Genomic DNA, 26296 nt, shown 5'->3' with positions numbered 1-26296 from the left:
TTGTCCCACAAGAATAATAGTATGACCAAATACGGCCTGTGGGCCCGCACCCGCTCGTTTACGCCATTGCCAACCCTGCTCTTCGGGGGATCATCCGCATGACCAAATACGGCCTTCGGGCGCGTGTGCTGGCCTTTACCATCTTGCCGACCCTGATCATCGGCGGCCTGATGGCCGGCTATTTCACCTTCCACCGCTATCAGCAGCTGGAAAACAACCTCATCGATCAGGGCATCAACATCATAGAGCCGCTGGCCATCGCCAGCGAATACGGGATGACCCAGCACAGCCGCGAGTCGCTCAAGCGGCTGATCGGCCTCACTCACCGCAAGAACTCGCCGCTCATCAAGTCCATCGCCGTCTTCACCCAGGACAACCAGCTGTTCGTGACGTCCAACTACCACAGAGACTTCACCCGGCTGCGGCTGCCGGACGGCAGCCAGATCCCCGAGCTCACCAGCGTCACCCTCTATGGCGACGACATCATACTGCGCACCCCGATCCAGGCCGAGACCAGCATGGACGGCTTCCCGCTGCCAAGCGACGTGGAACCGCCGATGATCGGCTACATCTCCATGCAGATGACCACCGACCGGGCCATGATCCTGCAATACCGCGACACCTTCTTCGCGGTGATCATGGTGCTCATCGGCATCGCCTTCAGTACTCTGTTCGGCTTTAGACTGGTCAAGAGCGTGACCCAACCCATCACCGACATGGTGCAGGCGGTGCACAAGATCAGGGAGGGGCGGCTCGATACCCGGGTCAGCGGTCAGCTCACCGGCGAGCTCGACATGCTGAAAAACGGCATCAACGCCATGGCCAAGGCGCTCTCGGAATACCACGAGGAGATGCAGCAGAACATCGATCAGGCCACCTCCGACTTGCGCGAGACGCTGGAGCAGATCGAGATCCAGAACGTCGAGCTCGACATGGCCAAGAAGCGGGCGCAGGAGGCGGCGCGGGTCAAGTCGGAGTTCCTCGCCAACATGTCCCACGAGCTGCGCACCCCGCTCAACGGGGTCATCGGCTTTACCCGCCAGCTGCTCAAGACCAGCCTGACCCCGAGCCAGACCGACTACATGCAGACCATCGAGAAGTCGGCCCGCAACCTGCTTGGCATCATCAACGACATCCTCGACTTCTCCAAGCTGGAGGCGGGCAAGCTGCAGCTGGAGCACATCCCGTTCAGCCTGCGCGACACCCTCAACGAGACCATGCACCTGCTCGGCCCCAGCGCCCACGACAAGCAGCTGGAGCTCTCCCTGCAGGTGGATGCCGAGGTGCCTGACTACCTCACCGGCGACCCCATGCGCCTGCAACAGGTGCTGACCAACCTCACCGGCAACGCCATCAAGTTTACCGAGCGCGGCAACGTGGACGTGCGCATCGAGCAGACCGGCAGCCTCAGCGGCAACAAGGTGCGGCTCAACGTGCTGATCCGCGACACCGGCATCGGCATCTCGGAAGAGCAGCAGCGCCAGCTGTTCCAGGCCTTCAACCAGGCCGACTCCTCCATCTCCCGCCGCTATGGCGGCACCGGCCTGGGTCTCGTCATCACCCAGAAGCTGGTGCAGCAGATGGGGGGCCAGATCCGCTTCGAATCGGAACTCGGCAAGGGATCTGTCTTCTCCTTCAGCCTGGATCTGGAGGTCTCCCCCCTGCCCCAGACCGACCGGTTGCCGCTGGATCGCATCCAGGGCAAGCGGGTCTGGCTGCTGGAGCCGGATCCCTTCAGCCACTCCGCCATCTGCGCCCTGCTGGCGGAGTGGCAGTTGCAGGTGCACTCCCTGACCGGCGACACCCCCTGGCCCGAGATGAGCAGCCAGGACATGGTGATCATCGGCAGCGGTACCCAGCACAGCCCGCAGCAGGTGGTGGCACGCCTCGACGGGCTGGATGGCCAGCAGAACACCATAGTGCTGCTCAGCAGCCACGAGCCTTCGCTCTACGAGGCCATGCTGGCCCACGGTGCCCAGCACTGCCTCTCCAAACCCATCAACCATCGCAAGCTGCTGCACGCCCTGCTCTCCCCCGAGGCGGCGCGCAGCGCCCCGCTGCCAGAGCCCTCCCCGCGCAGCGTGCAGGAGATCAAGGTGCTGGCGGTGGACGACAACGCCGCCAACCTCAAGCTCATCGCCGCCATGCTCAAGGAGATGGTGAGTCAGGTGGTGGTGTGCAAGAACGGCAAGGAGGCGGTCAGACTGGCCCAGAGCCAGCCGTTCGACATCATCTTCATGGATATCCAGATGCCGATCATGGATGGCATCAGCGCCACCCAGGCTATTCGCAGCCAGTCCCTCAACACCGAGACTCCCATAGTCGCGGTCACCGCCCACGCCATTCCCGGCGAGCGGGAGCGGCTGATCCGCCAGGGCATGGACGACTACCTGGCCAAGCCCATCGACGAGGCCATGCTGGCCAAGCTCATCACCGACTTCGCCCATCGTCGCCACCAGAATCACGCCAGCCAGCAGATCGACTGGTCGCTGGCGGTGCGCCAGGCGGCGGGCAAGCTGGATCTCGCCAAGGAGATGCTGACCATGCTGATGACCAGTTTCGACGAGGTGGATCCTGTGCTGGAGGCGGCGCTCGCCGGCCAGGTGGAGGACAGCGAGGTGCTGGCCCAGCTCCATCGACTCAACGGCGGCTGCGCCTACTCGGGGGTGCCTCGTCTGCAGCGGCTGCTCTCCCAGCTGGAGCAGCAGCTGCGAGACGGGGTGGCGGTGGCCGAACTCGAGCCCGAGTTGCTGGAGCTGCAGGATGCGATGGAGCAGGTGCGCCAGGAGGCTCCCCGCTACCTCGCCTGACCCGGCGGCCCGCTTTTTCTGACGCGGGCCCCGCCAGATGGTAAAGTTGCGCCGTTTCCACAGGAGTCGACATGACCAACAACGATATTTTGCGCCGCCTGCGCTACGCCCTCAGCATCAGCAACGACCAGATGGTCGACATGTTCGCCAAGGGCAACCTGACCGTCACCCACGCCCAGCTACACGGCTGGCTGATGAAAGAGGCAGAAGAGGGTGAGGTGCAGGAGGCTGGCTTTGCCGCCTGCCCGGATTCGGCCCTGAGCCAGTTCCTCGACGGCCTGATCCTGGTGCGCCGCGGCGCACGGGAAGATGCACCGCCCCAGGTGATCCCGAACCGGATCAACAACAACATGATCCTGCGCAAGCTGCGCATCGGCCTCAACTTCAAGGAAGAGGAGATGCTCGCCACCCTCAAGCTGGCGAACTTCAACCTCTCCAAGTCCGAGCTGAGCGCCCTGTTCCGCTCACGGGACCACAAGCACTACCAGGATTGCGGGGATCAGATCCTGCGCAACTTCCTCATCGGCCTCACCGCCAAGTATCGCGGCTGAACCATGGGCCGGCGTCTGCGCTCACCATCATCCCGCCTGCTGGCGGTGGGTGGGCGCCGTCGGCCATGGGGCACCTGCCGGCACTGGTATGCCCTCTGCCTCACCCTGCTGCTGAGCGCCTGTCAGCCAGCCCCCTATCGGCTCAACAACGACCATCAGAGCGCCAACCAGAACGAGCGCATCGCCTTTCTGATCCTGCACTACACGGATGAAGACGATGAGCGTTCCCTGCGCCTGCTGACCGAGCCGGCCCATCAGGTGAGCGCCCACTACCTGATCCCGCGCGATACCCATGAGAGGCCGCTGCCGGTCTACCAGCTGGTGCCCGACAACCGGCGCGCCTGGCATGCCGGCCGCAGCCGCTGGCACCAGTATACGGGGCTCAATGCCAGCTCTCTTGGCATCGAGATCGTCAACCTCGGCTACCCGCCACAGGATGAGCAGCTGCCCGCCCACCAGCGGCGCTGGCAACCCTACACCCGGGCACAGATAGCCGCCCTCGGCGCCCTCACCCGCAAGCTGGTCGAGCGCTACCAGATCCCCCCCACCCAGGTGCTGGCCCACAGCGACGTCGCCCCCGAGCGCAAGCAGGATCCCGGCCCCCACTTCCCCTGGCGCGAGCTGGCCCTGCACTACGGGGTGGGCGCCTGGCCCGACGAAACCCGGCTGGCCGAATTGCGCCAGCAGCCGGCGCCAGCCTGGGATGCCCTCGGCTGGCAGCAACGGCTGGCCCGCTACGGCTATGGCGTAACCCCGAGCGGCCACTGGGACGAACAGAGCCGCGCCGCCCTGCGCGCCTTCCAGCTCCACTTTCGGCCCGCCCTGGTCAGCGGTGAACCGGATGCCGAGAGCCAGGCCATCCTGACTGCCCTGCTCGAGCGTTACTTTCCCGAGCCAGACTGACCCTCATCCCTACCGGTATCACGCCATTCTGCCCAAAGCAGAAAAACGCCGAACGTCAGGCCATCCTCCCTCTCCTGCTCGAGCGTTACTTTCCCGAGCAACGCTGAGCTTCGCCCCCGACCACGAAAGAGGGACGCCATGGCGTCCCTCTTTTGCATTCTCCGTCGAGAGCCGGCTCAGGCCTCCACCAGCAGTACCTCTATCCCGGCCTGACGCAGACCGGCCAGGGTCTCCGCCGCAATGGCGTCATCGGTGATCAGGGTGTGGATGCGCCGGGTATCGACGATCTTGTGCAGGCTCAGCCGACCAAACTTGCTGGAGTCGGTCACGACGATGATCCGCTCGGCCACATGGCACATGCAGCGGTTGAGCCTGGCCTCGTCTTCGTGATGGGTGCTGACGCCGCGTTCCAGATCGATGCCATCCACCCCGAGAAACAGCAGATCGAAGTGATAGTTCTGCAAGGAGAGATCCGCTTGAGCGCCGTAAAAGGAGAGCGACTTGCGGCGCAAGTGGCCCCCCGTCATCAGCAGCTCTACCCCTTCCGCCTCCAGCAGGGCGTTCGCCACGTTCATGCCGTTGGTCATCACCACTATCTCCTGGTGATCGCGCAGGTGGCGCGCCACCTCCAGGGTAGTGGTGCCCGAGTCCAGAATGAGGCGACAACCCGGCTGCACCAGGCTCGCCGCCATGGCGCCGATGCGCTGTTTGACCGGGGTGTTGAGCACGCTCTTGTCGGCTATGGTGCGCTCGGCCACCGGCTGGCCGGATTCACACAACAGGGCACCGCCGTAGGCGCGCACCGCCACCCCCTGTTTCTCCAGAAATGCCAGATCGTTGCGGATGGTGACGGTGGATACCTGATAGTGGCCGGCCAGCTCGTTGACCTGAACGCTGCCATTGCTGCGCAGCTGTTGAATGATGCGCTCCCGTCGCTCGCTGGTGCCGAGCACGCTCTTTTCGGTGATTTGCATAGTCTCTCTGCCGGAGTCCTGTGGTGAAAGTAGAGCTTTCACTTCGTTACGTTTCCCTATTAACACTCAGCCTCGATGGCAAATCAAGCGTTCATTGAATTGAAAAGTGCCATCAGACTCCCTGAAGCAGCCAAAACTCTTTCGATTCATTTCTTTTTGTGATCTTGCTCAAGATGTGAACACGCTTTTATTTCGTTTCGAACGCCGTACGCCTAGGGTAAAGAAAGAAATCGAAAGCAATGCATCTTGTTCAGGCCAAGAGGAAGAGGGAAATGAAATCAATGCTGGATCTGGTCGCACAACACAAGCAGGGGGAACAGGTCGGGATCTACGCCGTCTGCTCCGCCCATCCGCTGGTACTGGAGGCGGCCCTGCGACTGGCGGCGCAAGGAGACCAGCTGCTGCTGGTCGAGGCCACCTCCAATCAGGTGGATCAATTTGGCGGCTACACCGGCATGACACCGGCCGATTTTCGCGACCTGCTGCACCGGCTCGCCGCCGAGTGCCGCTTTCCCGTGCAGCGGCTGGTACTGGGTGGGGATCACCTCGGCCCCAACCGCTGGCAGAGCGAACCCGCCGAACAGGCCATGGCCCACGCCGAGGATCTCGTCGCCAGCTATGTTGCGGCCGGCTTCAAGAAGATCCACCTCGACTGCAGCATGCCCTGCCAGGGGGATCCGGTGCCGCTGACCGACGAGTTGGTGGCGGCGCGCGCAGCCCGGCTGGCAAACGTGGCCGAGCAGACCGCCATCCGGCAGTTTGGCCACAGCGACCTGGTCTATGTGATTGGCACCGAAGTGCCGGTACCGGGCGGTGCCCACGAAGAGCTGGCCGAGCTGGCGGTCACCACGCCGGAGGCGGCGCACCACACCCTGGCCGCCCACCAGCAGGCCTTCGAGCAGGCCGGACTGGCCCAGCTCTGGCCGCGGGTGATCGGTCTGGTGGTGCAGCCCGGCGTGGAGTTCGACCACACCCACGTCATCGACTACCGCCCCGAGCGGGCCGCCCCCTTGAGCCGGATGATCGAGGCCTATCCCCATCTGGTGTTCGAGGCCCACTCCACCGATTACCAGACCCCGGATGCCTACCACCAGCTGGTGCGCGATCACTTCGCCATCCTCAAGGTCGGCCCCGCCCTCACCTTCGCCCTGCGCGAGGCACTGTTTGCCCTCGCCGCCATCGAGGAGGAGCTAGTGGTGGCCAAGGCCTGCTCGGGCCTGCGCCAGGTGCTGGAAGAGACCATGCTGGATCGCCCCGACTTCTGGCGCAGCCACTATCAGGGCAGCCCCAACGAGTGCCGGCTGGCCCGCGGCTACAGCTACTCCGATCGCATTCGCTACTACTGGCCCGACAGCCGGGTCGATGAGTGCTACGCCCGGTTGCTCGCCAACCTGGCCGCCGAACCCATTCCCCTGCCGCTGCTCAGCCAGCACCTGCCGCTGCAATACCGCAAGGTGCGCCAGGGCACGCTGTCGCCCCGGGTGCACGACCTCATTCTCGATCAGGTGCAGGAGGTGCTGCGCCAATACGCGGCGGCCTGCAGCGCCGTCCCCGCCAGCCACTCCCGGCTGACCCCGGTTGTATAAGGAGTTGTAGAGATGATCCTTGGTTATCCAGAAGAGACGCTGCGGTCGGCCAACGGCCTGGCCACCGCCCGTGAAATTCGCCAGCAACCCGCCACCTGGCGGGAGACCCTCACCATGGTGGAGGAGTGCCGCGCCACCATAGAGCGCTTCCTGCTGCCCCTGCTGTCACGGGGCAACCTGCGGGTGATCCTGACCGGCGCCGGCACCTCCGCCTTTGCCGGCCGCGCCCTCGCCCCCTATCTCAGTGCCCGCCTCAACGGCCGCTTCGAGGCGATCGCCACCACCGACATCGTCACCGATCCGGGCGAATACCTGGCACAGGACTGCCCGACCCTGCTCATCTCCTTCGCCCGCTCCGGCAACAGCCCGGAGAGCGTGGCGGCGGTGGAGCTGGCCAGCCAGTTGCTGAGCGAATGCCACCACCTGGTGCTGACCTGCAACGGTGAGGGGGAGCTCTATCGCCGCTGCCAGAAGGATGCCCGCTCCCTGGCGCTGCTGATGCCGCCCCAGACCCACGACCGCAGCTTTGCCATGACCAGCAGCCTGACCAGCATGATGCTGAGCTGCCTGGCGGTGTTCCTGCCGCGCCAGTTCAACCCGATCGCCAGTCAGCCACTCATCGCGCTGGGGGACGCCATCCTGCCCCAGGCCGAACTGAAGGTGCCCGAGTGGGATCGACCGCTGCCGGAGCGGGTCATCTACCTTGGCAGCGGCAGCCTGCAGGGGGTGGCCCAGGAGGCGGCGCTCAAGCTGCTGGAGCTCACCGCCGGCCAGGTGATGGCCATGCACGACTCCCCCACCGGCTTTCGCCACGGGCCCAAGTCGGCCATCAATCGGCAGACCCTGATCGTGCTGATGGTGTCCAACGATCCCTATACCCGCCAGTACGACCTGGACCTGCTCGGCGAGCTGCGCCAGGACGGCCATGCCGCCCGGGTGGTCGCCCTGGCCGACCGGCCGGATCCGCTCATCAGCGCCGGCGAGCACATCTATCTGCCCACCCCCCTCAACGGTGACGACGCCGAGCTGGCACTCTGCTACCTGCTCTATGCCCAGTACTACGCCTTCCACACCGCGCTGGTGCTGGGCATCACCCCGGACAATCCCTGCCCGAGCGGGCGGGTCAACCGGGTCGTGCAGGGGGTCAACATCTATCCGTTCAACCAGCAAGGAGGCGTCTGATGCCGAACATAGTGCTGAGCCGTATCGACGAGCGCCTGATCCACGGTCAGGTCGGCGTGCAATGGGTAGGCTTCGCCGGCGCCAATCTGGTGCTGGTAGCCAACGACGAAGTCGCAGAGGACCCCATCCAGCAGAACCTGATGGAGATGGTGCTGGCGGAAGGCATCGCAGTGCGCTTCTGGCCACTGCAGAAGGTGATCGACAACATCGGCAAGGCCGCCGATCGCCAGAAGATCCTGCTGGTGTGCAAGAGTCCGGCGGACTTTCGCACCCTGGTGGAGGGCGGGGTGCCCATCCCCCGCATCAACGTCGGCAACATGCACTACGCCGACGGCAAGCGTCAGATCCACAAGACGGTATCGGTGGACGAGTCGGACATAGCGGCGTTTCGCGCCCTGCAGGACGCCCACGTCGCCTGCTTTGTCCAGGGGGTGCCGACCGAACCGGCACAGGACATTTTCAACCTCATCTGATTAAGGACAATTGTGATGGAAATCAGTTTGTTGCAAGGGCTATTGCTGGGCATGCTGGCGTTCTTCGCCGGGCTTGACCTGTTCAACGGCCTGACCCACTTCCACCGGCCCGTGGTACTGGGCCCGCTGGTGGGCCTGATCCTCGGCGACCTGCCCACCGGCATTCTGGTGGGCGGCACCCTGGAGCTGGTCTGGATGGGGCTGGCCCCGCTGGCAGGCGCCCAGCCGCCCAACGTCATCATCGGCACCATAGTCGGCGCCACCTTCGCCATCACCACCGGGGTCAAGCCGGATGTGGCGGTCGGGGTCGCGGTACCGTTCGCGGTGGCGGTCCAGATGGGGATCACCTTCCTCTTCTCGGTGATGTCGGGGGTCATGTCCCGCTGTGACCGGATGGCGGAACAGAGGGATGTGCGCGGCATCGAGCGGGTCAACTACCTGGCGCTGCTGGCACTCGGCTCCTTCTACTTCCTGTGTGCCTTCCTGCCCACCTACTTCGGGGCAGAACACGCCAAGACCGCCATCGACGTGCTGCCCGCCCGCCTCATCGACGGCCTCGGCGTCGCCGGCGGCATCATGCCCGCCATCGGCTTCGCCGTGCTGCTCAAGATCATGATGAAGAACGTCTACATCCCCTACTTCATCCTCGGTTTCGTTGCCGCCGCCTGGCTCAAGCTGCCGGTGCTGGCCATCGCTGCGGCCGCCCTGGCCATGGCCCTGATCGATTTCATGCGCAAGGACCCGGCGCCACAAGCCCGCCCCACCCAGGAGGAAACTGAAGATGGCATCTAACAACACCGCCACCCGGCTGACCCAGGCGGCCGAGCCGCAACCGACCCGCACCGTCTCCGACGACGTCTACGAAGATCAGCAACTGGGGGCCGAGCTGACCCGCCAGGACATCAACCGCTTCGCCTGGCGCTCCCTGCTGCTGCAGGCCTCCTTCAACTACGAGCGGATGCAGGCCTCCGGCTGGCTCTACAGCCTGCTGCCGGCACTGCAGAAGATCCACACCAACCCCAAGGATCTCTCCCGGGCGATGAAGGGTCACATGGGCTTCTTCAACACCCACCCCTTCCTGGTCACCTTCGTGATGGGGATAGTGCTGGCGATGGAGCGCTCCAAGCAGAACGTCAACAGCATCCAGAGCACCAAGATCGCGGTCGGTGCCCCGCTCGGCGGGATCGGCGATGCCATGTTCTGGCTCACCCTGCTGCCCATCTGCGGCGGCATCGGGGCAGATCTTGCCCTGCAGGGTTCCATCATGGGAGCTGTGGTCTTCTTCCTGCTGTTCAACCTGGTGCACTTCGGCCTGCGCTTCGGGCTGGCGCACTACGCCTACCGCATGGGGGTGGCCGCCATTCCGCTCATCAAGGCCAACACCCGCAAGGTGGGCCATGCCGCCTCCATCGTCGGCATGACGGTGATAGGCGCCCTGGTCGCCACCTATGTGCGACTCGGCACCACCCTGGAGATCACCGCCGGCGATGCGGTGGTGAAGCTGCAGGCGGACGTGCTCGACAAGCTGATGCCCGCCTTCCTGCCGCTGCTCTACACCCTGGCCATGTATGGGCTGATCCGCCGCGGCTGGAGCCCGCTGCGCCTCATCGTCATCACGGTCGTGCTCGGCATCGTCGGCAAGTTTGCAGGCTTCCTCTAATCCGGTGCCGGCACCAGGCCGGCCCTTTGCTGTAAAGGAACAGATTATGTTGGGCATCATCATTTGCGGACACGGCGGCTTCGCCAGCGGCATGGAACAGGCCATGTTGCAGATCCTCGGCGAGCAGGAGGCGGTGGTCGCCATCGACTTTCCCGAGTCCTCCACCACGGCCCTGCTGCAGGATCAGTGCGAAACCGCCCTGACCCAGGTTGAGCGAGGGGATGGGGTGGTCTTTCTGACCGACCTGCTGGGGGGAACCCCGTTTCGGGTCGCCTCCACCCTGGCGCTGCGCCAGCCCGGGCGGGAGGTAGTCACCGGCACCAATCTGCAGCTGCTGCTGGAGATGGTGATGGAGCGCGGCGAGCTGACCCCGTCCCAGTTTCGCGAACAGGCGCTGTGCTGCGGTCATCGCGGCCTCACCAGCCTGGTGGACGAGCTGGCGCGCGAGCGGGCCGAGACGCTGGCCGAGGAGGGGATCTAGATGGCAGAGCGGATCCGCGCCCGCCGCCTGCTGACCGAGCAGGGCTGGCGGGAACATCAGGTACTGACCCATGAAGGGGGCGTCATCACCGCCATCGACCCCATCCCGGCCGACGACCCGGTGCGGGAGGTCGAGCTGCTGGTGCCCGCCCTCATCGATGGCCACGTCCACGGCGGAGCCGGCGTCGACGTGATGGACGAGGCGGTCGACGCCCTGGCCCGCCTCTCCCTTGCCAAGGCGGCAGAGGGGGTCGGCGCCTTCCTCGCCACTACGGTCACCGCCCCGCTACCCGCCATCCTCAGCACCCTCGGCCGCATCGCCGATGCCATGGCGAGCCCCCTGCCGGGCGCGCAACTGCTCGGCAGCTATCTGGAGGGGCCCTACTTCACCCCGGACAACAAGGGCGCCCATGACCCGGCCCTGTTCCGGGAGCTGGATCTGGCGGAGCTCGACCGGCTGCAACAGGTGGCGCGAAGCACCCTGAAAGTGGTCGCCCTCGCCCCCGAGAAAACCGGGGCGCTGGCCGCCATCCGTCATCTCAAGCAGGCCGGCATCCGGGTGATGCTGGGTCACTCCGCCGCCGACCATGACACCACCAAGGCGGCGCTGGCGGCGGGGGCCTCCGGGCTGGTGCACTGCTTCAACGGCATGCGCGGCCTGCACCACAGAGAGCCCGGCATGGTCGGCGCCGGCCTGGTGCATCCCGATGCCTGGCTGGAGCTCATCGCCGACGGCCACCACGTCCATCCGAGCGTGCTCAGACTCTGTCACTGCTGCGCCAGGGATCGCCTGCTGCTCATCACGGATGCCATGCGCGCCGCCGGCATGCCGGACGGCCACTACCTGCTCGGCGACTACCGGGTGGAGATGAAAGACGGGGTGGTGCGCACCGACACCGGCGGCCTGGCGGGCAGCACCCTCACCCTGCTCGGCGCCGTGCGCAACATGGTGCAGCTGGCCGGCGTGCCTCTGGCAGAGGCCATCCGCATGGCTTCGCTGGCACCGGCCCGGATGCTGGGGATGGAACATCGCCTCGGTTCGCTGGCCGTCGGCAAGCAGGCCAACCTGCTCGCCCTGACTGCGGAACTCAATCAACAACATATCTGGGTGGCCGGCCGGAAGATCCTCCCCGCCCCTGCCCCACTCTCTTTCCCTGAAGCTGGTGCCCGCCAGGGTGCCAAGGAGTCCTCATGTATCTGATCTCGTCCCACGAAATGCTTAAAGATGCCCAGCGCCGCGGCTATGCGGTGCCCGCCTTCAACATCCACAACCTGGAGACCGTCGAGGTGGTGGCCCGCACCGCCGCCAAGCTGAATTCCCCGGTGATCCTGGCCGCCACCCCGGGCACCTACCGTCACGCCGGGGTCGAATACCTGGTCTCCATCTGCACCTCGGCCGCCCACCAGTACCGCATCCCGCTGGTACTGCATCTGGACCACCACGAGGACGAACAGGATATCCACTACAAGGTCGAGGCCGGCATCCACTCCGCCATGATCGACGCCTCCCACCTGCCGTTCGAGGAGAACGTCGCCAAGGTGCAGCGGGTCGTCACCTTCTGCCACCGCATGGGGGCGAGCGTGGAGGCCGAGCTGGGCCAGCTCGGCGGCCAGGAGGATGACCTCATAGTGGACGCCGCCAACGCCCATCTGACCGACCCTGACAAGGCGGCCGAGTTCGTGGCGCGCACCGGCATCGATTCCCTGGCCGTCGCCATCGGCACGGCCCACGGCCTCTACAAGGAGGAGCCGCGCCTGGACTTCGAGCGCCTCGCCGCCATCCGGGCCAGGGTAGCGGTGCCGCTGGTGCTGCACGGCGCCTCCGGCATTCCCGACCGGGACGTGCACCGCTGCATCGAGCTCGGGGTGTGCAAGGTCAACGTGGCCACCGAGCTCAAGATCGCCTTCTCCGACGCCATGAAGGCGTTCCTGGCCTCCCACCCCGACGCCAGCGACCCGCGCCAGTATCTGGTGCCCGCCATGGCCGCCATGGAGGAGGTGGTCGCCGCCAAGATCCGCATGTGCATGAGCAACGGCAAGCTCTGAACATCGCAGGGGGCAGTGCAAATCTGGCTGTCACCAACCTTTCCATCATGCCGCAACAAAAAGGGACGCCGTGGCGTCCCTTTTCTCTTCGTGTGGCGGGGCCCAGCCCCTGCCGACAGCTCAGATCCCCTGACGGGCTTCCTGCATCAGCAAGCGCATGTCGCTGACCGCCTTGGCCAGGCCGTCGAAGGCGGCGCGGCCGATGATGGCGTGGCCGATGTTGAGCTCATAGAGTTCGGGGATGGCGGCGATGGCCTTGACGTTGTGGTAGTGCAGGCCGTGACCGGCGTTGACCTTCAAGCCCTTGCCGGCGGCATAGGAGGCACCGGCGGCGATGCGCTTGAACTCGGCGTTGCGTTCGGCATCCGTGGTGGCATCGGCGTAGCGACCGGTGTGGATCTCGATGAAGGGTGCACCGCTCGCGGCGGCCGCATCGATCTGGATGGGGTCGGCATCAATGAAGAGCGACACCTGGGCGCCGACGGCGGCCAGACGGGTCACCGCATCGGTCACCTTGTCCAGCTGGCCGGCCACGTCCAGGCCCCCCTCGGTGGTCACCTCGGTGCGCTTCTCCGGCACCAGGCAGACAAAGTGAGGCTTGATACGGCAGGCGATGCCGACCATCTCCTCGGTCACCGCCATCTCCAGGTTCATCCTGGTCTGGATGGTCTGGCGCAGGATCTCCACGTCACGGTCGGTGATGTGGCGGCGATCTTCCCGCAGGTGCACCGTGATGCCATCGGCACCGGCCTGCTCGGCCACGAAGGCGGCCTGTACCGGATCCGGATACTGGGTGCCCCGGGCATTGCGCAGGGTGGCGATATGATCGATGTTCACACCCAGATAGATTTCGCTCATTGACGACTCCTTGAAGCTCTTCACTGTTAACTGTGCAGCTGGCGCCTTGACGCCAGCGCCGATATCCGTATGTCACGTGTGTGGCAGCTCGTAGGTTCGATTAGCGCAGCGTAATCGGACCTAGGTAACATTCTTGCCGTGTTGGGTAACGCCGCAGGGCGGTTAACCCAAGCTATTACGGCGTTTTAAAAACAACTCCCGGCTCTTCAACTGACGCCGTCCCAGATAGGGTTGCAGCGCCAGCCGGCTGAAACGCTTGGCCGCCTGCAACAGGGGGGGAGTATCAAAGCGCCCCTCGGCAAAGGCCAGCAGGTGGGCGCCGAGAAACAGGGTACGGGGATCCGGCGCCCGCTCGCAAGCGACAAAGCCCAACTCCCGCTCGAAGCCGTAGAGCAGGGTTGGTTCAATTGGCGACTCGTCATCCGCCGTGTACTCGAAGTCCACCGCATAGCCCAGCGCCTGCAACAGCAGGAACTCGAAGCGACGCAGCGGCAGCTCCGGCGTCTCGCCATCGGCCAGCGCCATGATGGCGCGGGCATAGGCATCGAACACCTCGGGGAAGGGGGTGTGCGCCTCCAGCAGGTAGTAGACCAGCTCGTTGAGATAGAGGCCGTAGAAGAGGCGATCGCCACCGAGGCGCAGGGAGTGATCCGGGCACTCGACCTGGATGAGATTCTTGAGATCCCCCTTGCCACGCCAGGCGATGGTGAGCAGGGTAAAGGGTTGCAACAGCCCCTTCAGAGGCGAGCGTGGCCCGCGAGAACCGCGAGCCACCAGGGTAAAACGGCCACTATCCTGGGTGAAAACCTCGACCAGCTGGCTGGTCTCCCGATAGGGCCGACTGTGGATGACGAAAGCCGGGGTCAGCAATCAGTCGTCGCCATAGCCGAGACTGCGCAGGGCGCGCTCGTCGTCGGCCCAGCCGGACTTGACCTTGACCCACAGCTCGAGGTGCACCTTGTTCTGGAACAGCCGTTCCATGTCGATGCGGGCCTCGGTGCCGATGGTCTTGATCTTCTCGCCCTTATTGCCGATGACCATCTTCTTCTGGCCTTCGCGCTCCACCAGGATCAGGCCGTGGATGTGGTAGAGACCGTTCTCTTCCACCTTGAAGCGCTCGATCTCCACCGTCACCGAGTAGGGCAGCTCCTCACCGGTGAAGCGCATCAGCTTCTCGCGGATGATTTCGGAGGCCATGAAGCGGGAGGAGCGGTCGGTCACGTAATCTTCCGGGAAGAAGTGGACGTTTTCCGGCAGCAGATCCTTGGCCCACTCGCGGATCTTCTCCACGTTGGTGCCCTTCTCGGCACTGATGGGCAGGATATGGGAAAAGTTCATCTGCTGGCCCAGCCACTCCAGGTGGGGCAGCAGATCCTCTTTCTCTTTGACGTTGTCGATCTTGTTGACCGCCAGCACCACTGGACACTTGAGATTGCGCAGTTTGCCCAGCACCATCTCGTCGTCCTTGGTCCAGTGGGTGCCGTCGACCACGAACACCACCATGGCCACGTCCCCCAGCGAACTGGTGGCGGCGCGGTTCATCAGGCGGTTGATGGCCCGTTTCTCTTCAATGTGCAGACCCGGGGTATCCACGTAGATGGTCTGATAGTTCTCCTCGGTGTCGATCCCCAGGATCCGGTGACGGGTAGTCTGGGGCTTCTTCGAGGTGATGCTGACCTTCTGGCCAAGCAGCTTGTTGAGCAGGGTGGACTTGCCCACGTTGGGGCGGCCCACGATGGCGACAAAGCCGCAATAAGTGCTATCTGTCATGACAGTTTTTCCAATGCCTGTTGTGTTGAAAGACCGCGGCCTCTTGCATCAATAGCAGTCATGACAGTCTTTCCAATGCTTGCTGCGCCGCGGCCTGTTCGGCCTTGCGACGGCTGGTGCCGACCCCGACCAGCGGACCATCCAGGCCTTCCACCTCACACTGGACGGTGAACTCCTGGTTGTGGGCTTCGCCCTTGACGTTGGTCACTGTATAGGTCGGCAGGGATTTGCGGCTTCCCTGCAGAATTTCTTGCAGACGGGTCTTGGGATCCTTCTGCTCTATGCCCGGCTTGATCTCGTCCAGGCGGCTGGCGTACCAGCCCAGCAGCAGGGTCCGTACCGTCTCAAGATTGGTATCCAGATAGACGGCGCCGATCACCGCCTCGACCGTGTCGGCCAGAATGGATTCACGGCGAAAACCGCCGCTTTTCAGCTCTCCCGGCCCCAGGATCAGGTGATCCCCGAGGTCGAACTCCCGGCCCAGTTCGGCCAGGGTCTTCTCGCGTACCAGGGTGGCGCGCATCCGGCTGAGATCCCCTTCCGCCGCCTGCGGGAAGCGGTGGAACAGATCGTCGGCAATCACCAGACTCAAAATGGAGTCACCCAGAAATTCCAGTCGCTCGTTGTGACGGGAGCCGGCGCTGCGGTGAGTCAGCGCCCGGGTCAGCAGTTCTTGATCCTGAAAGACATGCCCGAGACGGGACTGCAGTCTGTTCATCTTGATATTCATTTACTTGATTCCGCCAATGCGGTTGAAGCGCACCCCTGTCGGTACCCAGCTCGGCAGCAGGGAGCCTTCTTCGCGCTCGAATTCAAAACTTATCCAGATAGCGACCGCCTTGCCCACCAGGTTCTGCTCGGGCACGAAGCCCCAGAAACGGCTGTCGGTACTGTTGTCACGGTTGTCGCCCATGACGAAGTACTGACCTTCCGGTACGACCCACTCGTCGGGGTAGGTGCCGGGCTGGCGGTAGTAACGGCCGACCATATCGGGCATCAGCGGGTTGCGCAGGGTCTCGTGAGACACCTCGCCCAGCTGCTCGGTATAGCGGTCAAGCGGGATCCCCATCTGGGTAAATTCACCCCTTTGTTCAAACTTGACGTCGAGCTTCTGGAAGCCCGGGCACGTTTTCCCTTCCTGCTCCTCGCACTTGGGCCGGATCATCAGCTCCTTGTTGCGATAGATGACCCGATCCCCCGGCATGCCGACTACGCGCTTGATGTAGTCCACCCGGGTATCCAGCGGATACTTGAACACCACCACGTCGCCGCGCTTGGGTTCACCGGTCTCGAGGAACTTGGTGTTGGTCACCGGATCCTTGAGGCCGTAGGCAAACTTCTCCACCAGGATGAAATCGCCCACCAGCAGGGTGGGCATCATGGAACCAGACGGGATCTGGAACGGTTCGAAGATGAAGGAGCGCAGGATCAGTACGAGGGTGATGACCGGGAAGACCCCGGCGGTCTGTTCGATCCAGACCGGCACGGGGGCCACCTTGGCCAGGGTTTTCTCGTCCAGATGGGCGCCGCCGTGGGCACGGGCCACGGCAATCTTGGCGGCCCGCTGCTTGGACCAGATCATCTTGTCCAGACACCAGATAACACCGGTGATCGCGCAGACCACCACCAGGATCAGGGAAAACGTGCTTGCCATCTATTAATCCTTTCCGACGTGGAGAATTGCGAGGAAGGCTTCCTGCGGCACGTCGACACGGCCCAGAGACTTCATCCGTTTCTTGCCTTCTTTCTGCTTGTTCAGCAGCTTCTTCTTACGACTCACGTCACCACCGTAACACTTGGCGGTCACGTCCTTGCGCAGGGCCTTGACGGTGCTGCGAGCGATGATCTGGTTGCCGATGGCAGCCTGGATGGCGATATCGAACATCTGGCGCGGGATCAGCTCGCGCATCTTCTCCACCACCTGGCGACCGCGGTACTGGGCGTTCTCCTTGTGGGTGATGATGGCCAGGGCGTCGACCCGCTCGCCGTTGATCATGATGTCCAGACGGACCATGTCGGAGGTTTCGAAACGCTTGAAGCCGTAATCCAGCGAGGCGTAACCGCGGCTGGTGGATTTGAGGCGGTCGAAGAAATCGAGCACCACTTCCGCCATCGGGATCTCGTAGGTCAGTGCCACCTGCTTGCCGTGGTAGACCATGTTGGTCTGCACGCCACGCTTCTCGATACAGAGGGTGATCACGTTACCCATGTACTCCTGCGGCAGCAGGATGTGACACTCGGCGATCGGCTCACGCATCTCCTTGATGCTGGTGATGGCGGGCATCTGGGCCGGGCTGTCGATGTGGATGGTGGTACCGTCGGTCTGCTCGATCTGGTAGACCACGGTCGGCGCCGTGGTGATCAGATCCAGATCGTACTCACGCTCCAGCCGCTCCTGGATGATCTCCATGTGCAGCATGCCGAGGAAGCCGCAACGGAAGCCAAAGCCCAGTGCGGTGGAACTCTCCGGCTCGTAGAACAGGGAGGCGTCGTTGAGCGACAGCTTCTCCAGTGCATCGCGGAAGGACTCGTAGTCATCGCTGGAGATGGGGAACAGACCAGCATAGACCTGCGGCTTCACCTTCTTGAAGCCGGCCAGCGCCTTCTCGGCACCGTGTTTGGCCAGGGTCAGGGTATCGCCCACCGGTGCGCCGTGGATGTCCTTGATGCCGCAGACGACCCAACCTACCTCGCCGCAGCCCAGACCGTCGGTATCCACCTGCTTGGGCGTGAAGATCCCGATGCGATCGACGCCCCAGGTCTGGCCGGTGCTCATCACCTTGATCTTGTCGTTCTTCTTGAGCGAACCGTTCTTGATCCGCACCAGAGAGACGACGCCCAGATAGGAATCGAACCAGGAGTCGATGATCAGCGCCTGCAGCGGGGCATCCGGATCCCCTTCCGGAGACGGGATCTTGGCCACGATCTCTTCCAGCACCAGATCGACACCGAGGCCGGTCTTGGCGGAGCAGCGCACCGCGTCGACCGCGTCGATGCCGACGATGTCCTCGATCTCTTCGGCAACCCGCTCTGGCTCGGCGGCCGGCAGGTCGATCTTGTTCAGCACCGGCACCACTTCCAGGTCCATTTCCATGGCGGTATAGCAGTTGGCCAGAGTCTGTGCCTCAACCCCCTGGCCGGCATCCACCACCAGCAGAGCCCCTTCACAGGCCGCCAACGAGCGGGAGACCTCGTAGGAGAAGTCCACGTGGCCCGGGGTGTCGATAAAGTTCAGCTGGTAGGTGTTACCGTCTTGTGCCTGGTAGTTCAGGGTCACACTCTGTGCTTTGATGGTAATGCCGCGCTCGCGCTCCAGTTCCATGGAGTCAAGCACCTGAGCCTGCATCTCGCGGTCGGACAGGCCGCCACAAGTCTGGATCAGACGGTCCGACAGGGTCGATTTACCGTGGTCGATGTGCGCAATAATCGAAAAGTTACGAATGTGTTTCATCGAGCAAGAATCACTCAAAATTAGGTTAGGGCCGGATATGGAGGCAGGATTTTACTGGATAACCCGGTCGACGGCCAATCTTTAGTCGACGAAGCACCAGAAATAGCGGCCTGCACGGTCAGGAGAGGTGGCGGGTGGGCAGGACCACACCCAGCATGCGGGGACCATAGGCCCCCTGATCGAGCCGGTTGGAAAAGTAACGAACCAGTGAAAAACCGACGAGGCCCCCCAGCAGGCAGCAGAGGATGGTGACCCCCTCCCCCGCAGAGAGCAGGGGGGCCAGCCAGAGTTGCCCCAGCAGGGCACCCGCCAGCAGACAGAACAGTGGCAGCACATAGACCAGTGCGGCCCCCTGCAGGATGCTCGCCTGGGGAATGCCGAGCCTCACCTGCTGGCCGACGCTCACCTCGGCGGTGAGCGCCACCCGCAGTCGCTGCGCTTTCAATGGAAACGCCTTGGCCACCGTGCCGGTGCCGCAGTTGGACTGTTGATGACAACCGCTGCAGGCGGAGCGTCGTTCGCACTCCACCCAGGCATGTTCTCCATCAATGGCCACCACGGTCGCCAGCTCTTCGCTCATTCCACTCACAAGACGGTTCCACAATAACGAAAGATAGATTGACCCAATCTGAACACGACTGTCGGCCTTGGGCAAGCAGCCGCGTCTGACGGCTTACTGTACGGCCTCGTTGCGGGCCAGCGGCTGCACCGATTCGGCAATCCGCTTGGCGGTGTCGGCCGGCACTTCCCCGACCACGGTTATCTCGACCCCCACGTCATTGACGAAGCTCACCAGCGAGGTGGCGCCCTGGCGGATCAGCTGCTGGCGCACCGCCTGCTTGGGATCGACCCGGGCCACATAGACCGAGAGATCCACCAGCCCGTCGGAGAGCATCATGTAATCCACCGGCAGACTGGTAGTCACCAGCTGGTGACGATCCCGGGAGAGCACCTTGAAGCCTTCAGGCAGCCAGGTGAGGTGCCAGTTCAGCTGCTGCTGCGGCGCCGGATAGGCATCTTCCAGCGCCAGCGCCTGGGGCAACTTGCTGCTGGCCAGCTTCACCAGCCAGGGAGCCGGCGCAGGGAGCCGATCCAGATCCACCCCCAACACCTGCTCCACCAGATTTCCTTCCCGATCCACCATGTCCACCCGCAGCAACAGGCTGCTCTGCTCGTCAATCCAGAGCACGAAGCCGTACTTGTCGGCCTCCTTGGGCACCAGCCGCACCACCTGTGCCACCAGCCCGGCAGCCCGGCTGCGGCCGGCCAGCACAGGATCATAGCTCTCCAGCACCCGCGGCAACGGCATTCTCACCAGGGTGGCCCATACCCCGGGGAAACGCGCCCCCTTGAGGGTGTAGGGTTCATGGGTATTTTCAAAAAAGGTGTACTCGTCCTGGCGCTGCAGGTACTCGATGGTCTTGCCATCGAGGTAGCTGAGGTGAGCCACCTCCTTGCCATCGATCACGCCGTGGCTGAAGCGGATAGGCTCGAGTCGCCCCTGCCGGGCCTTGACCATGGACAATTCGAAATTCTGTTGCGAGACGGCACTCTGCATCTGCTGCAACAAGGCCTCGGCCGACTTGTCGTCGGCCGAGGCCTTGGCACTGATCAACAGGAGAGAGGCCAGCAAAATACGGCTGGACTGGCGCACGTTCTGATCCCTAATCCGTTATTCCTGAATCTGCTTGTCTTGCAGCAGACGCTGTTGCAACTGGTGGTCGCGCAGGAAAGCGTTGATGCGCTCGCGCTGCTCCTGCATCTGCTGTTCGCTCAACCCCTGCTGACGCTGGGTCGCACGATTGCCGTCCTGCGGATAGTGCACGCTCACCGGCGAGGCACTGCCACCAACGGGGATAGTGTTGAGTACCGGGTTGGTCGGCACACCATCCTGCCCCTGATACTGCTGCACCCCGAAGATGACGGCGGCAGCGACCGAGGCGGCGATGGCGTATTGCCCTACCTGCTGGCCGGCACGGCGCAGGAACGGCACTATCGTGGCGGTCTTGGCGGTACCCGGCTGCGGTGCGGCAGGTTTGCTCTCCACCGGCTTGGGCGCCAGTATGGTGGGTTCATCTTCCAGCGCAGCCATGATGCTGTCGCTCAGATCCAGTTGCAGATTGACCGGCAGGTCCCCCCGCATGGCATCACCAATCAGGTGGTAACGAGACCAGGTCTCTTGCAGAGCCGGATCCGTTCCCAGCTCGTTCAGAACCTCAACATCGCTCAAGTCACCGTCCATCAGGGCCGAGAGTTGCTCTTTATTTGCCATAAGTTAACCTGTCTTTCCCCAGTTAATTCTCGATCAGAGGTTGCAGCTTTTTATCGATTGCTTCCCTCGCCCGGAAGATGCGGGATCTCACCGTACCCACCGGACAATCCATGATTTCGGCAATCTCTTCGTAGCTCAGCCCTTCCAGTTCGCGAAGGGTGATAGCTGTCCTCAAGTCTTCCGGCAAAGCTTCTATGGCAGAAAACACGGTGCGCTTGATCTCGTCGGTCAGCGTCAGGTTTTCCGGGGTGGCCACCTCTTGCAAGGCTTCGCCACCGCCATAGTATTCTGCCTCTTCCGCCTCTACGTCACTGCTGGGCGGCCTGCGCCCCTGAGAGGTCAGATAATTCTTGGCCGTGTTCACGGCAATCCGGTACAACCAGGTGTAAAAGGCGCTCTCGCCACGGAATGTCGGCAGCGCGCGGTAAGCCTTGATGAAAGCCTCCTGCGCCACATCCGGTACATCGCCCGGATTGTTGACATACCTGGCCACCAGGTTGACCACCTTGTGCTGGTATTTTTTTACCAACAGGTTGAATGCATTTTTATCGCCACGCTGGACCCGTTCAACCAGCTGTTCGTCCAGTAGATTCTGGTCGCTCATCAGAGCCGTAAAACCCCCATCAGGTTATCGTTTTTCTTTTCCGGCCCTTCCTAAGCGCACAAGTTCAGACAGGAGGAATCAGGGAAAGTTCGCTTGCATTGAAAAAAATGTGACGCAGGCTGCATCACCACCCTCGCTTGGGCTACCATGGTGCCAGTTCTTAATCCAGGCCAATGATACTTATGAAAGCAAGTGTTGAATACCTTTGCGACGTACTGATCATTGGCAGCGGTGCCGCCGGTTTGTCTCTCGCGTTGCGATTGGCAGACCAGGCCAAAGTCCTGGTTCTGAGCAAGGGGCCCATCAGTGAAGGGGCCACTTTCTATGCGCAAGGAGGCATCGCTGCCGTGTTCGACGAGACCGACAGCATCGAATCCCACGTGAGCGACACGCTCAACGCCGGGGCCGGGTTGTGTGACCCGGCCGTGGTGGAGTTCACCGCCCGCAACGCCCGCGACTCCATCCAGTGGCTGATCCAGCAGGGGGTCCCCTTCGATCAGGAGGAGGACGCCGAGGGCGAATCCCACTATCACCTGACCCGCGAAGGGGGCCACAGCCATCGCCGCATCTTCCACGCGGCGGATGCCACCGGCAAGGCGGTGCAGCTCACCCTGATCGACCAGGTGCGGGCTCACCCCAACATCCAGCTGATGGAGCGCTTCAACGCGGTCGACCTTATTACCACCCGCAAGCTGGGTCTGCCGGGCAACCGGGTACTGGGCGCCTATGTCTGGAACCGCAACGCCGAGCAGGTCGAGGTGATCCGCGCCCGTTTCGTGGCGCTGGCCACCGGTGGTGCCTCCAAGGTGTACCAGTACACCTCCAACCCGGACGTCAGCTCCGGTGACGGCATCGCCATGGCGTGGCGCGCCGGCTGCCGGGTGGCGAACCTGGAGTTCAACCAGTTCCACCCCACCAGCCTGTTCCACCCCGATGACCCCAACTTCCTGCTGACCGAAGCCCTGCGCGGCGAGGGGGCTTACCTACGTCGCCCCGACGGCAGCCGCTTCATGCCCGACTTCGACGAGCGGGCCGAGCTGGCCCCGCGGGACATAGTCGCCCGCGCCATCGACCACGAGATGAAGCGGCTCGGTGCCGACTGCATGTATCTGGACATCAGCCACAAGCCAGCCGATTTCATCATCAAGCACTTTCCCACCATCCATGAGCGCTGCCTCGCGGTCGGCATCGACATCACCAAGGAGGCGATGCCCATCGTCCCTGCCGCCCACTACACCTGCGGTGGCGTGATGATCGACAACAACGGCCAGACCGACATTCCCGGCCTCTACGCCATCGGCGAGGTGACCTACACTGGGCTGCATGGTGCCAACCGGATGGCCTCCAACTCCCTGCTCGAATGCGTGGTCTATGCCCATCAGGCGGGGGCCGACATCCTGGCCAAGCTACCGATGAGCGTGGAGCCGCCCCGTCTGCCGGTGTGGGACGAAAGCAAGGTGGAAGATTCGGATGAACTGGTGGTGATTCAGCACAACTGGCACGAGCTGCGGCTGATGATGTGGGACTACGTGGGGATAGTGCGTACCAACAAACGTCTGGCCCGCGCCAAGCGCCGCATCGACCTGCTCAAGCAGGAGGTGCAGGAGTACTACGCCAATTTCCGGGTCTCCAACAACCTGCTGGAGCTGCGCAACCTGCTGCAGGTGGCCGAGCTCATCGTCAACTGCGCCCTGCAGCGCAAGGAGTCGCGCGGCCTGCACTACAACCTGGACTACCCGGACATGCAGCCTGACTCCAAGCCGACCGTGCTGACACCGGAGCGGGATTGATCTTTTCGCTCAGCAATGAGCCTGAAGGTCCCGCGGCCTGCACTGCTGCAACCCGGACTATCCGGACATGCAGCCGGACTCCAAGCCGACCGTGCTGACGCCGGAGCGGGACTAACCTCTGCCGCAAGCAACAAGCAGTAACACCAAGATGACCTCGCTCCGGCGGGGTCATCTGTTTTATGGGGAAGAGAGGCTAGCGGGTCGGCTGGGAGAAGTGGATGGCGCGAGCCAGCGTGCGGTAGTGGGCCGGTGCCAGCGCATCGCTGAACAGCCAGAGCCGGCTGGCGGGACGCTCCAACGCTACCAGCTGCAGCCAGAGTACCCCGGGCCAGATGCGGCTACCCGCCCCCAGCTGATAACGGTTGCCCTGCCAGCTGAGCCACTGCCCGTCCCACTCCAGCACGCCGGTCATCCGGCTCGTGTCGAGCCAGGCTCGCCACAACCCCAGACCCCAGCAGGGTAGCAACAGTGCCCACTGCCAGCCGTGGATCAGGGCGGCCAGCGGCCACAGGATCAGCAGAAACAGCGACAACAGCAGCAGACGCTGCTGTCTGGAGACGGTGACGGGCATCGACACCCGTACGGATGGATCAGCGCTGGCGATCGTGACGGGCCTGATTGCGTTCCAGGATCAGCGGGATCATGGCGGCGAAGGCGGGGTCTTCCGGCACGCCGTGGCCCATGCTCCAGCGGAACAGCTCCGGATCCTCGCACTCCAGCAGGCGGATAAAGGTCTGCTGATCGGCCTCGCTCAAGCCATCGAACTCGTGCTCGAAGAAGGGCATAAAGATCACATCCAGCTCGAGCATGCCACGGCGGCAGGCCCACTTCAGGCGGGATTTTTCAATTGGGCTCAACATGGAACTCTCCTTACAAAGACCCGGCGATGGTACCAGCTGGATTTTCCGGCTGACAAACATTCCTTACGTCTTTACCATGCAGGTCACATACTTTCTGTCTCTGGAATGCCATCGTGAGCCTGCCAATCCTTCCTGCCGAGCCAACCCTGTTCCCTCTGACCGATCTGGCCATCACCAGCCTGAGCGGCCCGGATCGCGCCAAATACCTGCAGGGTCAGGTCACCTGTGACGTCAACGCCCTGCAGCCGGGCCAGCACACCCTGGGCGGCCACTGCGATCCCAAGGGCAAGCTGTGGAGCGATTTTCGCCTGCTCTGCCTGAGCGATCGCCTGCTGATGCTGACCAAGCCGTCGGTGCTGGCTCGCCAGCTGCCCGAGCTCAAGAAGTTCGCGATCTTTGCCAAGGTCGAGATCAGCGAAAATCACGGCCAGGCGGTCGGCGTGGCCGGTCAGGGGACCGATGGCTGGATCGCGGGGCAATACGACCTGCAGGAGAGCGGCCTCATTGAGGGTGGCATGGCGGTGCGGATCGAAGCCGATCGCTGGCTGCTGGTCAGCGAACAGCCGCTGGCGCTGGCCCTGCCCAGCGGCCCCGAGTCGCTCTGGTGGGGACTGGAGATCAAGGCCGGCATCCCCCATCTGGAGGCGGTTCATCAGGGTGAGTACATTCCCCAGATGCTCAACCTGCAGGCGCTCGATGGCATCAATTTCACCAAGGGCTGCTACATGGGGCAGGAGACGGTGGCCCGCGCCAAGTATCGCGGCGCCAACAACCGCGCTCTGTTCGTGCTGAGCGGCACCGCCACTACCCCGGTTGCCAGCGGCGACACCCTGGAGATCCAGCTCGGTGACAACTGGCGCCGCAGCGGCATGGTGCTCAACGCCTGGCAGCAGGATGGCGAGCTGTGGCTCACCGCCGTGCTGCCCAAGGACACCGAGGCCGACGCCCGCTTCCGGCTCAAGCAGGAAGAGGGCTCAAGCCTGACCCTGCAGCCCCTCCCCTATCAGCTGACCGAGTAAGCGAAGCCAAGCGCCCTGCTAGCGCACCCGTGCCAGCAGAGCCTCCTTCAGCCAGAGCCCCGCCAGCCCGAGCGGGCGGGCGCGATGCCACTGCAGCTCCAGCGCCAGCTCGGGCTGGGTGATGAAGTCCGGCTTGAGCACCACCACCTCGCCCCGGGCCAGCGGCCGGTGCAGCAGAAAATCGGGCACTGCCGCCCACCCCAGCCCCAATTTCACCAGCTCCAGGATCCCGAGATCCCCCTCCACCCACCACACCTGCGCCGACAGGCGAAAGCGATGGCGCTCCGTCCCCTCCCGTCGCCCTGTCACCAGCAGCTGGCGAGCCCCCTGCAGATCGCTCTCCCGCAGCGGCGCCTTGTGGGCCAGCGGATGTTCGGGGGAGACCACCAGCGGCATGGCGACGCCTCCCAGCGAGCGGGCCACGATCTCCTGCTGCGGGTGCTCCTTCTGATAGCTGATGCCAAGCTGGGCGCGGCCGCTGATCAGCATCTCGGTGAGATCCTCCATCAGCGGAAACAGCAGCTCCAGCTCAACCGTCGGGTAGTGGGTGGCGAACTCCTCCAGCACGGCGCCGAGCCAGGGCAGGTGGGAGTCATCATCGATGGCCAGGGTCAGGCGCGACTCGACGCCGCTGGCCAACTCGCCGGCGATGGCCTGCAAGCGCGCGCTCTGGGCCAGCAAGATACCGGCCTCCTGGCTGATGCGCACGCCCGCCTCGGTCAGCACCGGATAGCGCCCACTGCGATCGAACAGCTCCAGCCCCAGATCTATCTCCAGATTGGCGATGGCGGTACTGACTACCGATTGCGCCTTGCCCAGCTGGCGCGCGGCCGCCGAGAAGGAGCCTGCCTGCGCGGCGGCCAGCAATACCCTGAGTTGTTCCAGCGATGGGTTCATCGTCCTGCTCCTGCAAATACGGTCATCCATCTATTTTAGCGATGGATACCAACGTGAAACTATCAACAAATAGGGATAGATTGCCAACCAGTCAGTCAACATAGCTGTTT

Annotated in this window: 27 protein-coding genes; 13 read left to right on the top strand and 14 right to left on the bottom strand. The window is 63.6% G+C overall.

Features of this window, described 5'->3' with window-relative positions:
• The first annotated feature begins 98 nt into the window (after nt 1–98).
• The 3 genes from barA (at nt 99) to ACB031_RS20285 (ending at nt 4264) form a co-directional block, all read left to right on the top strand.
• A complete protein-coding gene (gene barA / locus ACB031_RS20295) occupies nt 99–2810 on the top strand; it encodes a two-component sensor histidine kinase BarA (RefSeq protein WP_371140141.1) in 2712 nt (903 codons plus the stop codon).
• Nucleotides 2811–2881: 71 nt separating this feature from the next.
• A complete protein-coding gene (locus ACB031_RS20290) occupies nt 2882–3361 on the top strand; it encodes a DUF1456 family protein (RefSeq protein ID WP_005309414.1) in 480 nt (159 codons plus the stop codon).
• A gap of 3 nt (nt 3362–3364) precedes the next feature.
• On the top strand, nt 3365–4264 hold the full coding sequence (locus ACB031_RS20285) for an N-acetylmuramoyl-L-alanine amidase (RefSeq protein WP_371140140.1): 900 nt from the start codon (nt 3365–3367) through the stop codon (nt 4262–4264).
• Between the two features lie 176 nt (nt 4265–4440).
• Here ACB031_RS20285 and ACB031_RS20280 read toward each other — a convergent pair whose 3' ends face one another.
• Nucleotides 4441–5238 carry a DeoR family transcriptional regulator gene (locus ACB031_RS20280; RefSeq protein ID WP_017764749.1) on the bottom strand — a complete coding sequence of 266 codons (798 nt, stop codon included), beginning with the start codon at nt 5236–5238 and terminating at the stop codon, nt 4441–4443.
• A 272-nt stretch (nt 5239–5510) separates the two neighbouring features.
• Here ACB031_RS20280 and kbaZ point away from each other — a divergent pair, with 272 nt between their 5' ends.
• Genes kbaZ through ACB031_RS20240 form a run of 8 tightly spaced genes read left to right on the top strand, consistent with a single transcriptional unit; the run spans nt 5511 to nt 12665 of the window.
• A complete protein-coding gene (gene kbaZ / locus ACB031_RS20275; protein ID WP_371140139.1) occupies nt 5511–6824 on the top strand; it encodes a tagatose-bisphosphate aldolase subunit KbaZ in 1314 nt (437 codons plus the stop codon).
• A gap of 12 nt (nt 6825–6836) precedes the next feature.
• The gene (locus ACB031_RS20270) at nt 6837–8006 is read left to right on the top strand and encodes an SIS domain-containing protein (RefSeq protein WP_017780936.1); all 1170 of its coding nucleotides are present in this window, start codon (nt 6837–6839) and stop codon (nt 8004–8006) included.
• Nucleotides 8006–8479, top strand: coding sequence for a PTS N-acetylgalactosamine transporter subunit IIB (gene agaV / locus ACB031_RS20265; protein ID WP_005309404.1), 474 nt, complete (start codon nt 8006–8008; stop codon nt 8477–8479). The genes ACB031_RS20270 and agaV overlap by 1 nt, the downstream gene beginning before the upstream one ends.
• 15 nt (nt 8480–8494) lie before the next feature.
• Nucleotides 8495–9271: a PTS N-acetylgalactosamine transporter subunit IIC gene (gene agaW / locus ACB031_RS20260; RefSeq protein WP_371140138.1), complete on the top strand. Its 777-nt coding sequence runs from the start codon at nt 8495–8497 to the stop codon at nt 9269–9271.
• Nucleotides 9261–10139 carry a PTS N-acetylgalactosamine transporter subunit IID gene (gene agaE / locus ACB031_RS20255; protein ID WP_371140137.1) on the top strand — a complete coding sequence of 293 codons (879 nt, stop codon included), beginning with the start codon at nt 9261–9263 and terminating at the stop codon, nt 10137–10139. Before agaW ends, agaE begins: the two co-directional genes overlap by 11 nt.
• A 46-nt stretch (nt 10140–10185) precedes the next feature.
• A complete protein-coding gene (gene agaF / locus ACB031_RS20250; protein WP_010635027.1) occupies nt 10186–10620 on the top strand; it encodes a PTS galactosamine/N-acetylgalactosamine transporter subunit IIA in 435 nt (144 codons plus the stop codon).
• The gene (gene nagA / locus ACB031_RS20245; protein ID WP_371140136.1) at nt 10621–11820 is read left to right on the top strand and encodes an N-acetylglucosamine-6-phosphate deacetylase; all 1200 of its coding nucleotides are present in this window, start codon (nt 10621–10623) and stop codon (nt 11818–11820) included.
• Nucleotides 11811–12665, top strand: coding sequence for a tagatose bisphosphate family class II aldolase (locus ACB031_RS20240; RefSeq protein WP_371140135.1), 855 nt, complete (start codon nt 11811–11813; stop codon nt 12663–12665). The genes nagA and ACB031_RS20240 overlap by 10 nt, the downstream gene beginning before the upstream one ends.
• Before the next feature lie 120 nt (nt 12666–12785).
• On the opposite strand, the gene pdxJ is transcribed toward ACB031_RS20240, so the two are convergent.
• From pdxJ to rpoE, 10 genes are all read right to left on the bottom strand, one after another.
• The gene (gene pdxJ / locus ACB031_RS20235; protein ID WP_017779321.1) at nt 12786–13523 is read right to left on the bottom strand and encodes a pyridoxine 5'-phosphate synthase; all 738 of its coding nucleotides are present in this window, start codon (nt 13521–13523) and stop codon (nt 12786–12788) included.
• A gap of 162 nt (nt 13524–13685) precedes the next feature.
• Nucleotides 13686–14393, bottom strand: coding sequence for a DNA repair protein RecO (gene recO / locus ACB031_RS20230; protein WP_017785654.1), 708 nt, complete (start codon nt 14391–14393; stop codon nt 13686–13688).
• The gene (era, locus tag ACB031_RS20225; RefSeq protein WP_005309385.1) at nt 14394–15293 is read right to left on the bottom strand and encodes a GTPase Era; all 900 of its coding nucleotides are present in this window, start codon (nt 15291–15293) and stop codon (nt 14394–14396) included.
• Between the two features lie 58 nt (nt 15294–15351).
• Nucleotides 15352–16023 (bottom strand): ribonuclease III, encoded by a 672-nt coding sequence (gene rnc / locus ACB031_RS20220; protein WP_371140134.1) that lies wholly within the window; start codon nt 16021–16023, stop codon nt 15352–15354.
• Entirely contained in the window at nt 16024–16947 is a 924-nt protein-coding gene (gene lepB, locus ACB031_RS20215; RefSeq protein ID WP_005309381.1) for a signal peptidase I, read from the bottom strand.
• A 3-nt stretch (nt 16948–16950) separates the two neighbouring features.
• Nucleotides 16951–18744, bottom strand: coding sequence for a translation elongation factor 4 (lepA, locus tag ACB031_RS20210; protein ID WP_005309379.1), 1794 nt, complete (start codon nt 18742–18744; stop codon nt 16951–16953).
• Between the two features lie 118 nt (nt 18745–18862).
• Nucleotides 18863–19324, bottom strand: a complete 462-nt coding sequence (locus tag ACB031_RS20205) for a SoxR reducing system RseC family protein (RefSeq protein ID WP_005309378.1) — start codon at nt 19322–19324, stop codon at nt 18863–18865.
• Between the two features lie 93 nt (nt 19325–19417).
• Nucleotides 19418–20398 (bottom strand): MucB/RseB C-terminal domain-containing protein, encoded by a 981-nt coding sequence (locus tag ACB031_RS20200; RefSeq protein ID WP_010635033.1) that lies wholly within the window; start codon nt 20396–20398, stop codon nt 19418–19420.
• 18 nt (nt 20399–20416) lie between these two features.
• Complete coding sequence (locus ACB031_RS20195; RefSeq protein WP_041203163.1) at nt 20417–21016, bottom strand: RseA family anti-sigma factor; 600 nt, start codon at nt 21014–21016, stop codon at nt 20417–20419.
• Nucleotides 21017–21038: 22 nt separating this feature from the next.
• Nucleotides 21039–21620, bottom strand: coding sequence for an RNA polymerase sigma factor RpoE (gene rpoE, locus ACB031_RS20190; RefSeq protein WP_005309371.1), 582 nt, complete (start codon nt 21618–21620; stop codon nt 21039–21041).
• 182 nt (nt 21621–21802) lie between these two features.
• Here rpoE and nadB point away from each other — a divergent pair, with 182 nt between their 5' ends.
• Nucleotides 21803–23410 (top strand): L-aspartate oxidase, encoded by a 1608-nt coding sequence (gene nadB / locus ACB031_RS20185; RefSeq protein WP_017786464.1) that lies wholly within the window; start codon nt 21803–21805, stop codon nt 23408–23410.
• Nucleotides 23411–23603: 193 nt separating this feature from the next.
• Here nadB and ACB031_RS20180 read toward each other — a convergent pair whose 3' ends face one another.
• Both ACB031_RS20180 and ACB031_RS20175 read right to left on the bottom strand, forming a co-directional pair.
• Nucleotides 23604–23981, bottom strand: coding sequence for a protein YgfX (locus tag ACB031_RS20180; RefSeq protein WP_017779326.1), 378 nt, complete (start codon nt 23979–23981; stop codon nt 23604–23606).
• A gap of 19 nt (nt 23982–24000) precedes the next feature.
• Nucleotides 24001–24270, bottom strand: coding sequence for a succinate dehydrogenase assembly factor 2 (locus ACB031_RS20175; protein ID WP_005309363.1), 270 nt, complete (start codon nt 24268–24270; stop codon nt 24001–24003).
• 113 nt (nt 24271–24383) lie between these two features.
• Here ACB031_RS20175 and ygfZ point away from each other — a divergent pair, with 113 nt between their 5' ends.
• Nucleotides 24384–25289, top strand: coding sequence for a tRNA-modifying protein YgfZ (gene ygfZ / locus ACB031_RS20170; RefSeq protein ID WP_371140133.1), 906 nt, complete (start codon nt 24384–24386; stop codon nt 25287–25289).
• A gap of 18 nt (nt 25290–25307) precedes the next feature.
• On the opposite strand, the gene ACB031_RS20165 is transcribed toward ygfZ, so the two are convergent.
• Complete coding sequence (locus ACB031_RS20165) at nt 25308–26186, bottom strand: LysR family transcriptional regulator (RefSeq protein WP_371140132.1); 879 nt, start codon at nt 26184–26186, stop codon at nt 25308–25310.
• Nucleotides 26187–26296: the final 110 nt, after the last annotated feature.

The sequence above is a fragment of the Aeromonas sp. S8(2024) genome (genome assembly GCF_041403085.1).
GTDB lineage: Bacteria > Pseudomonadota > Gammaproteobacteria > Enterobacterales > Aeromonadaceae > Aeromonas > Aeromonas dhakensis.
This window is presented reverse-complemented; position numbering and strand designations above follow the sequence as displayed.

Excerpts from the sequence above, each read along its gene's own strand:
- barA (WP_371140141.1), top strand. The coding sequence starts at position 99 with ATGACCAAATACGGCCTTCGGGCGCGTGTGCTGGCCTTTACCATCTTG.
- ACB031_RS20290 (WP_005309414.1), top strand. The coding sequence starts at position 2,882 with ATGACCAACAACGATATTTTGCGCCGCCTGCGCTACGCCCTCAGCATC.
- ACB031_RS20285 (WP_371140140.1), top strand. The coding sequence starts at position 3,365 with ATGGGCCGGCGTCTGCGCTCACCATCATCCCGCCTGCTGGCGGTGGGT.
- ACB031_RS20280 (WP_017764749.1), bottom strand. The coding sequence starts at position 5,238 with ATGCAAATCACCGAAAAGAGCGTGCTCGGCACCAGCGAGCGACGGGAG.
- kbaZ (WP_371140139.1), top strand. The coding sequence starts at position 5,511 with ATGAAATCAATGCTGGATCTGGTCGCACAACACAAGCAGGGGGAACAG.
- ACB031_RS20270 (WP_017780936.1), top strand. The coding sequence starts at position 6,837 with ATGATCCTTGGTTATCCAGAAGAGACGCTGCGGTCGGCCAACGGCCTG.
- agaV (WP_005309404.1), top strand. The coding sequence starts at position 8,006 with ATGCCGAACATAGTGCTGAGCCGTATCGACGAGCGCCTGATCCACGGT.
- agaW (WP_371140138.1), top strand. The coding sequence starts at position 8,495 with ATGGAAATCAGTTTGTTGCAAGGGCTATTGCTGGGCATGCTGGCGTTC.
- agaE (WP_371140137.1), top strand. The coding sequence starts at position 9,261 with ATGGCATCTAACAACACCGCCACCCGGCTGACCCAGGCGGCCGAGCCG.
- agaF (WP_010635027.1), top strand. The coding sequence starts at position 10,186 with ATGTTGGGCATCATCATTTGCGGACACGGCGGCTTCGCCAGCGGCATG.
- nagA (WP_371140136.1), top strand. The coding sequence starts at position 10,621 with ATGGCAGAGCGGATCCGCGCCCGCCGCCTGCTGACCGAGCAGGGCTGG.
- ACB031_RS20240 (WP_371140135.1), top strand. The coding sequence starts at position 11,811 with ATGTATCTGATCTCGTCCCACGAAATGCTTAAAGATGCCCAGCGCCGC.
- pdxJ (WP_017779321.1), bottom strand. The coding sequence starts at position 13,523 with ATGAGCGAAATCTATCTGGGTGTGAACATCGATCATATCGCCACCCTG.
- era (WP_005309385.1), bottom strand. The coding sequence starts at position 15,293 with ATGACAGATAGCACTTATTGCGGCTTTGTCGCCATCGTGGGCCGCCCC.
- rnc (WP_371140134.1), bottom strand. The coding sequence starts at position 16,023 with ATGAATATCAAGATGAACAGACTGCAGTCCCGTCTCGGGCATGTCTTT.
- lepB (WP_005309381.1), bottom strand. The coding sequence starts at position 16,947 with ATGGCAAGCACGTTTTCCCTGATCCTGGTGGTGGTCTGCGCGATCACC.
- lepA (WP_005309379.1), bottom strand. The coding sequence starts at position 18,744 with ATGAAACACATTCGTAACTTTTCGATTATTGCGCACATCGACCACGGT.
- ACB031_RS20205 (WP_005309378.1), bottom strand. The coding sequence starts at position 19,324 with ATGAGCGAAGAGCTGGCGACCGTGGTGGCCATTGATGGAGAACATGCC.
- ACB031_RS20195 (WP_041203163.1), bottom strand. The coding sequence starts at position 21,016 with ATGGCAAATAAAGAGCAACTCTCGGCCCTGATGGACGGTGACTTGAGC.
- rpoE (WP_005309371.1), bottom strand. The coding sequence starts at position 21,620 with ATGAGCGACCAGAATCTACTGGACGAACAGCTGGTTGAACGGGTCCAG.
- nadB (WP_017786464.1), top strand. The coding sequence starts at position 21,803 with ATGAAAGCAAGTGTTGAATACCTTTGCGACGTACTGATCATTGGCAGC.
- ACB031_RS20180 (WP_017779326.1), bottom strand. The coding sequence starts at position 23,981 with ATGCCCGTCACCGTCTCCAGACAGCAGCGTCTGCTGCTGTTGTCGCTG.
- ACB031_RS20175 (WP_005309363.1), bottom strand. The coding sequence starts at position 24,270 with ATGTTGAGCCCAATTGAAAAATCCCGCCTGAAGTGGGCCTGCCGCCGT.
- ACB031_RS20165 (WP_371140132.1), bottom strand. The coding sequence starts at position 26,186 with ATGAACCCATCGCTGGAACAACTCAGGGTATTGCTGGCCGCCGCGCAG.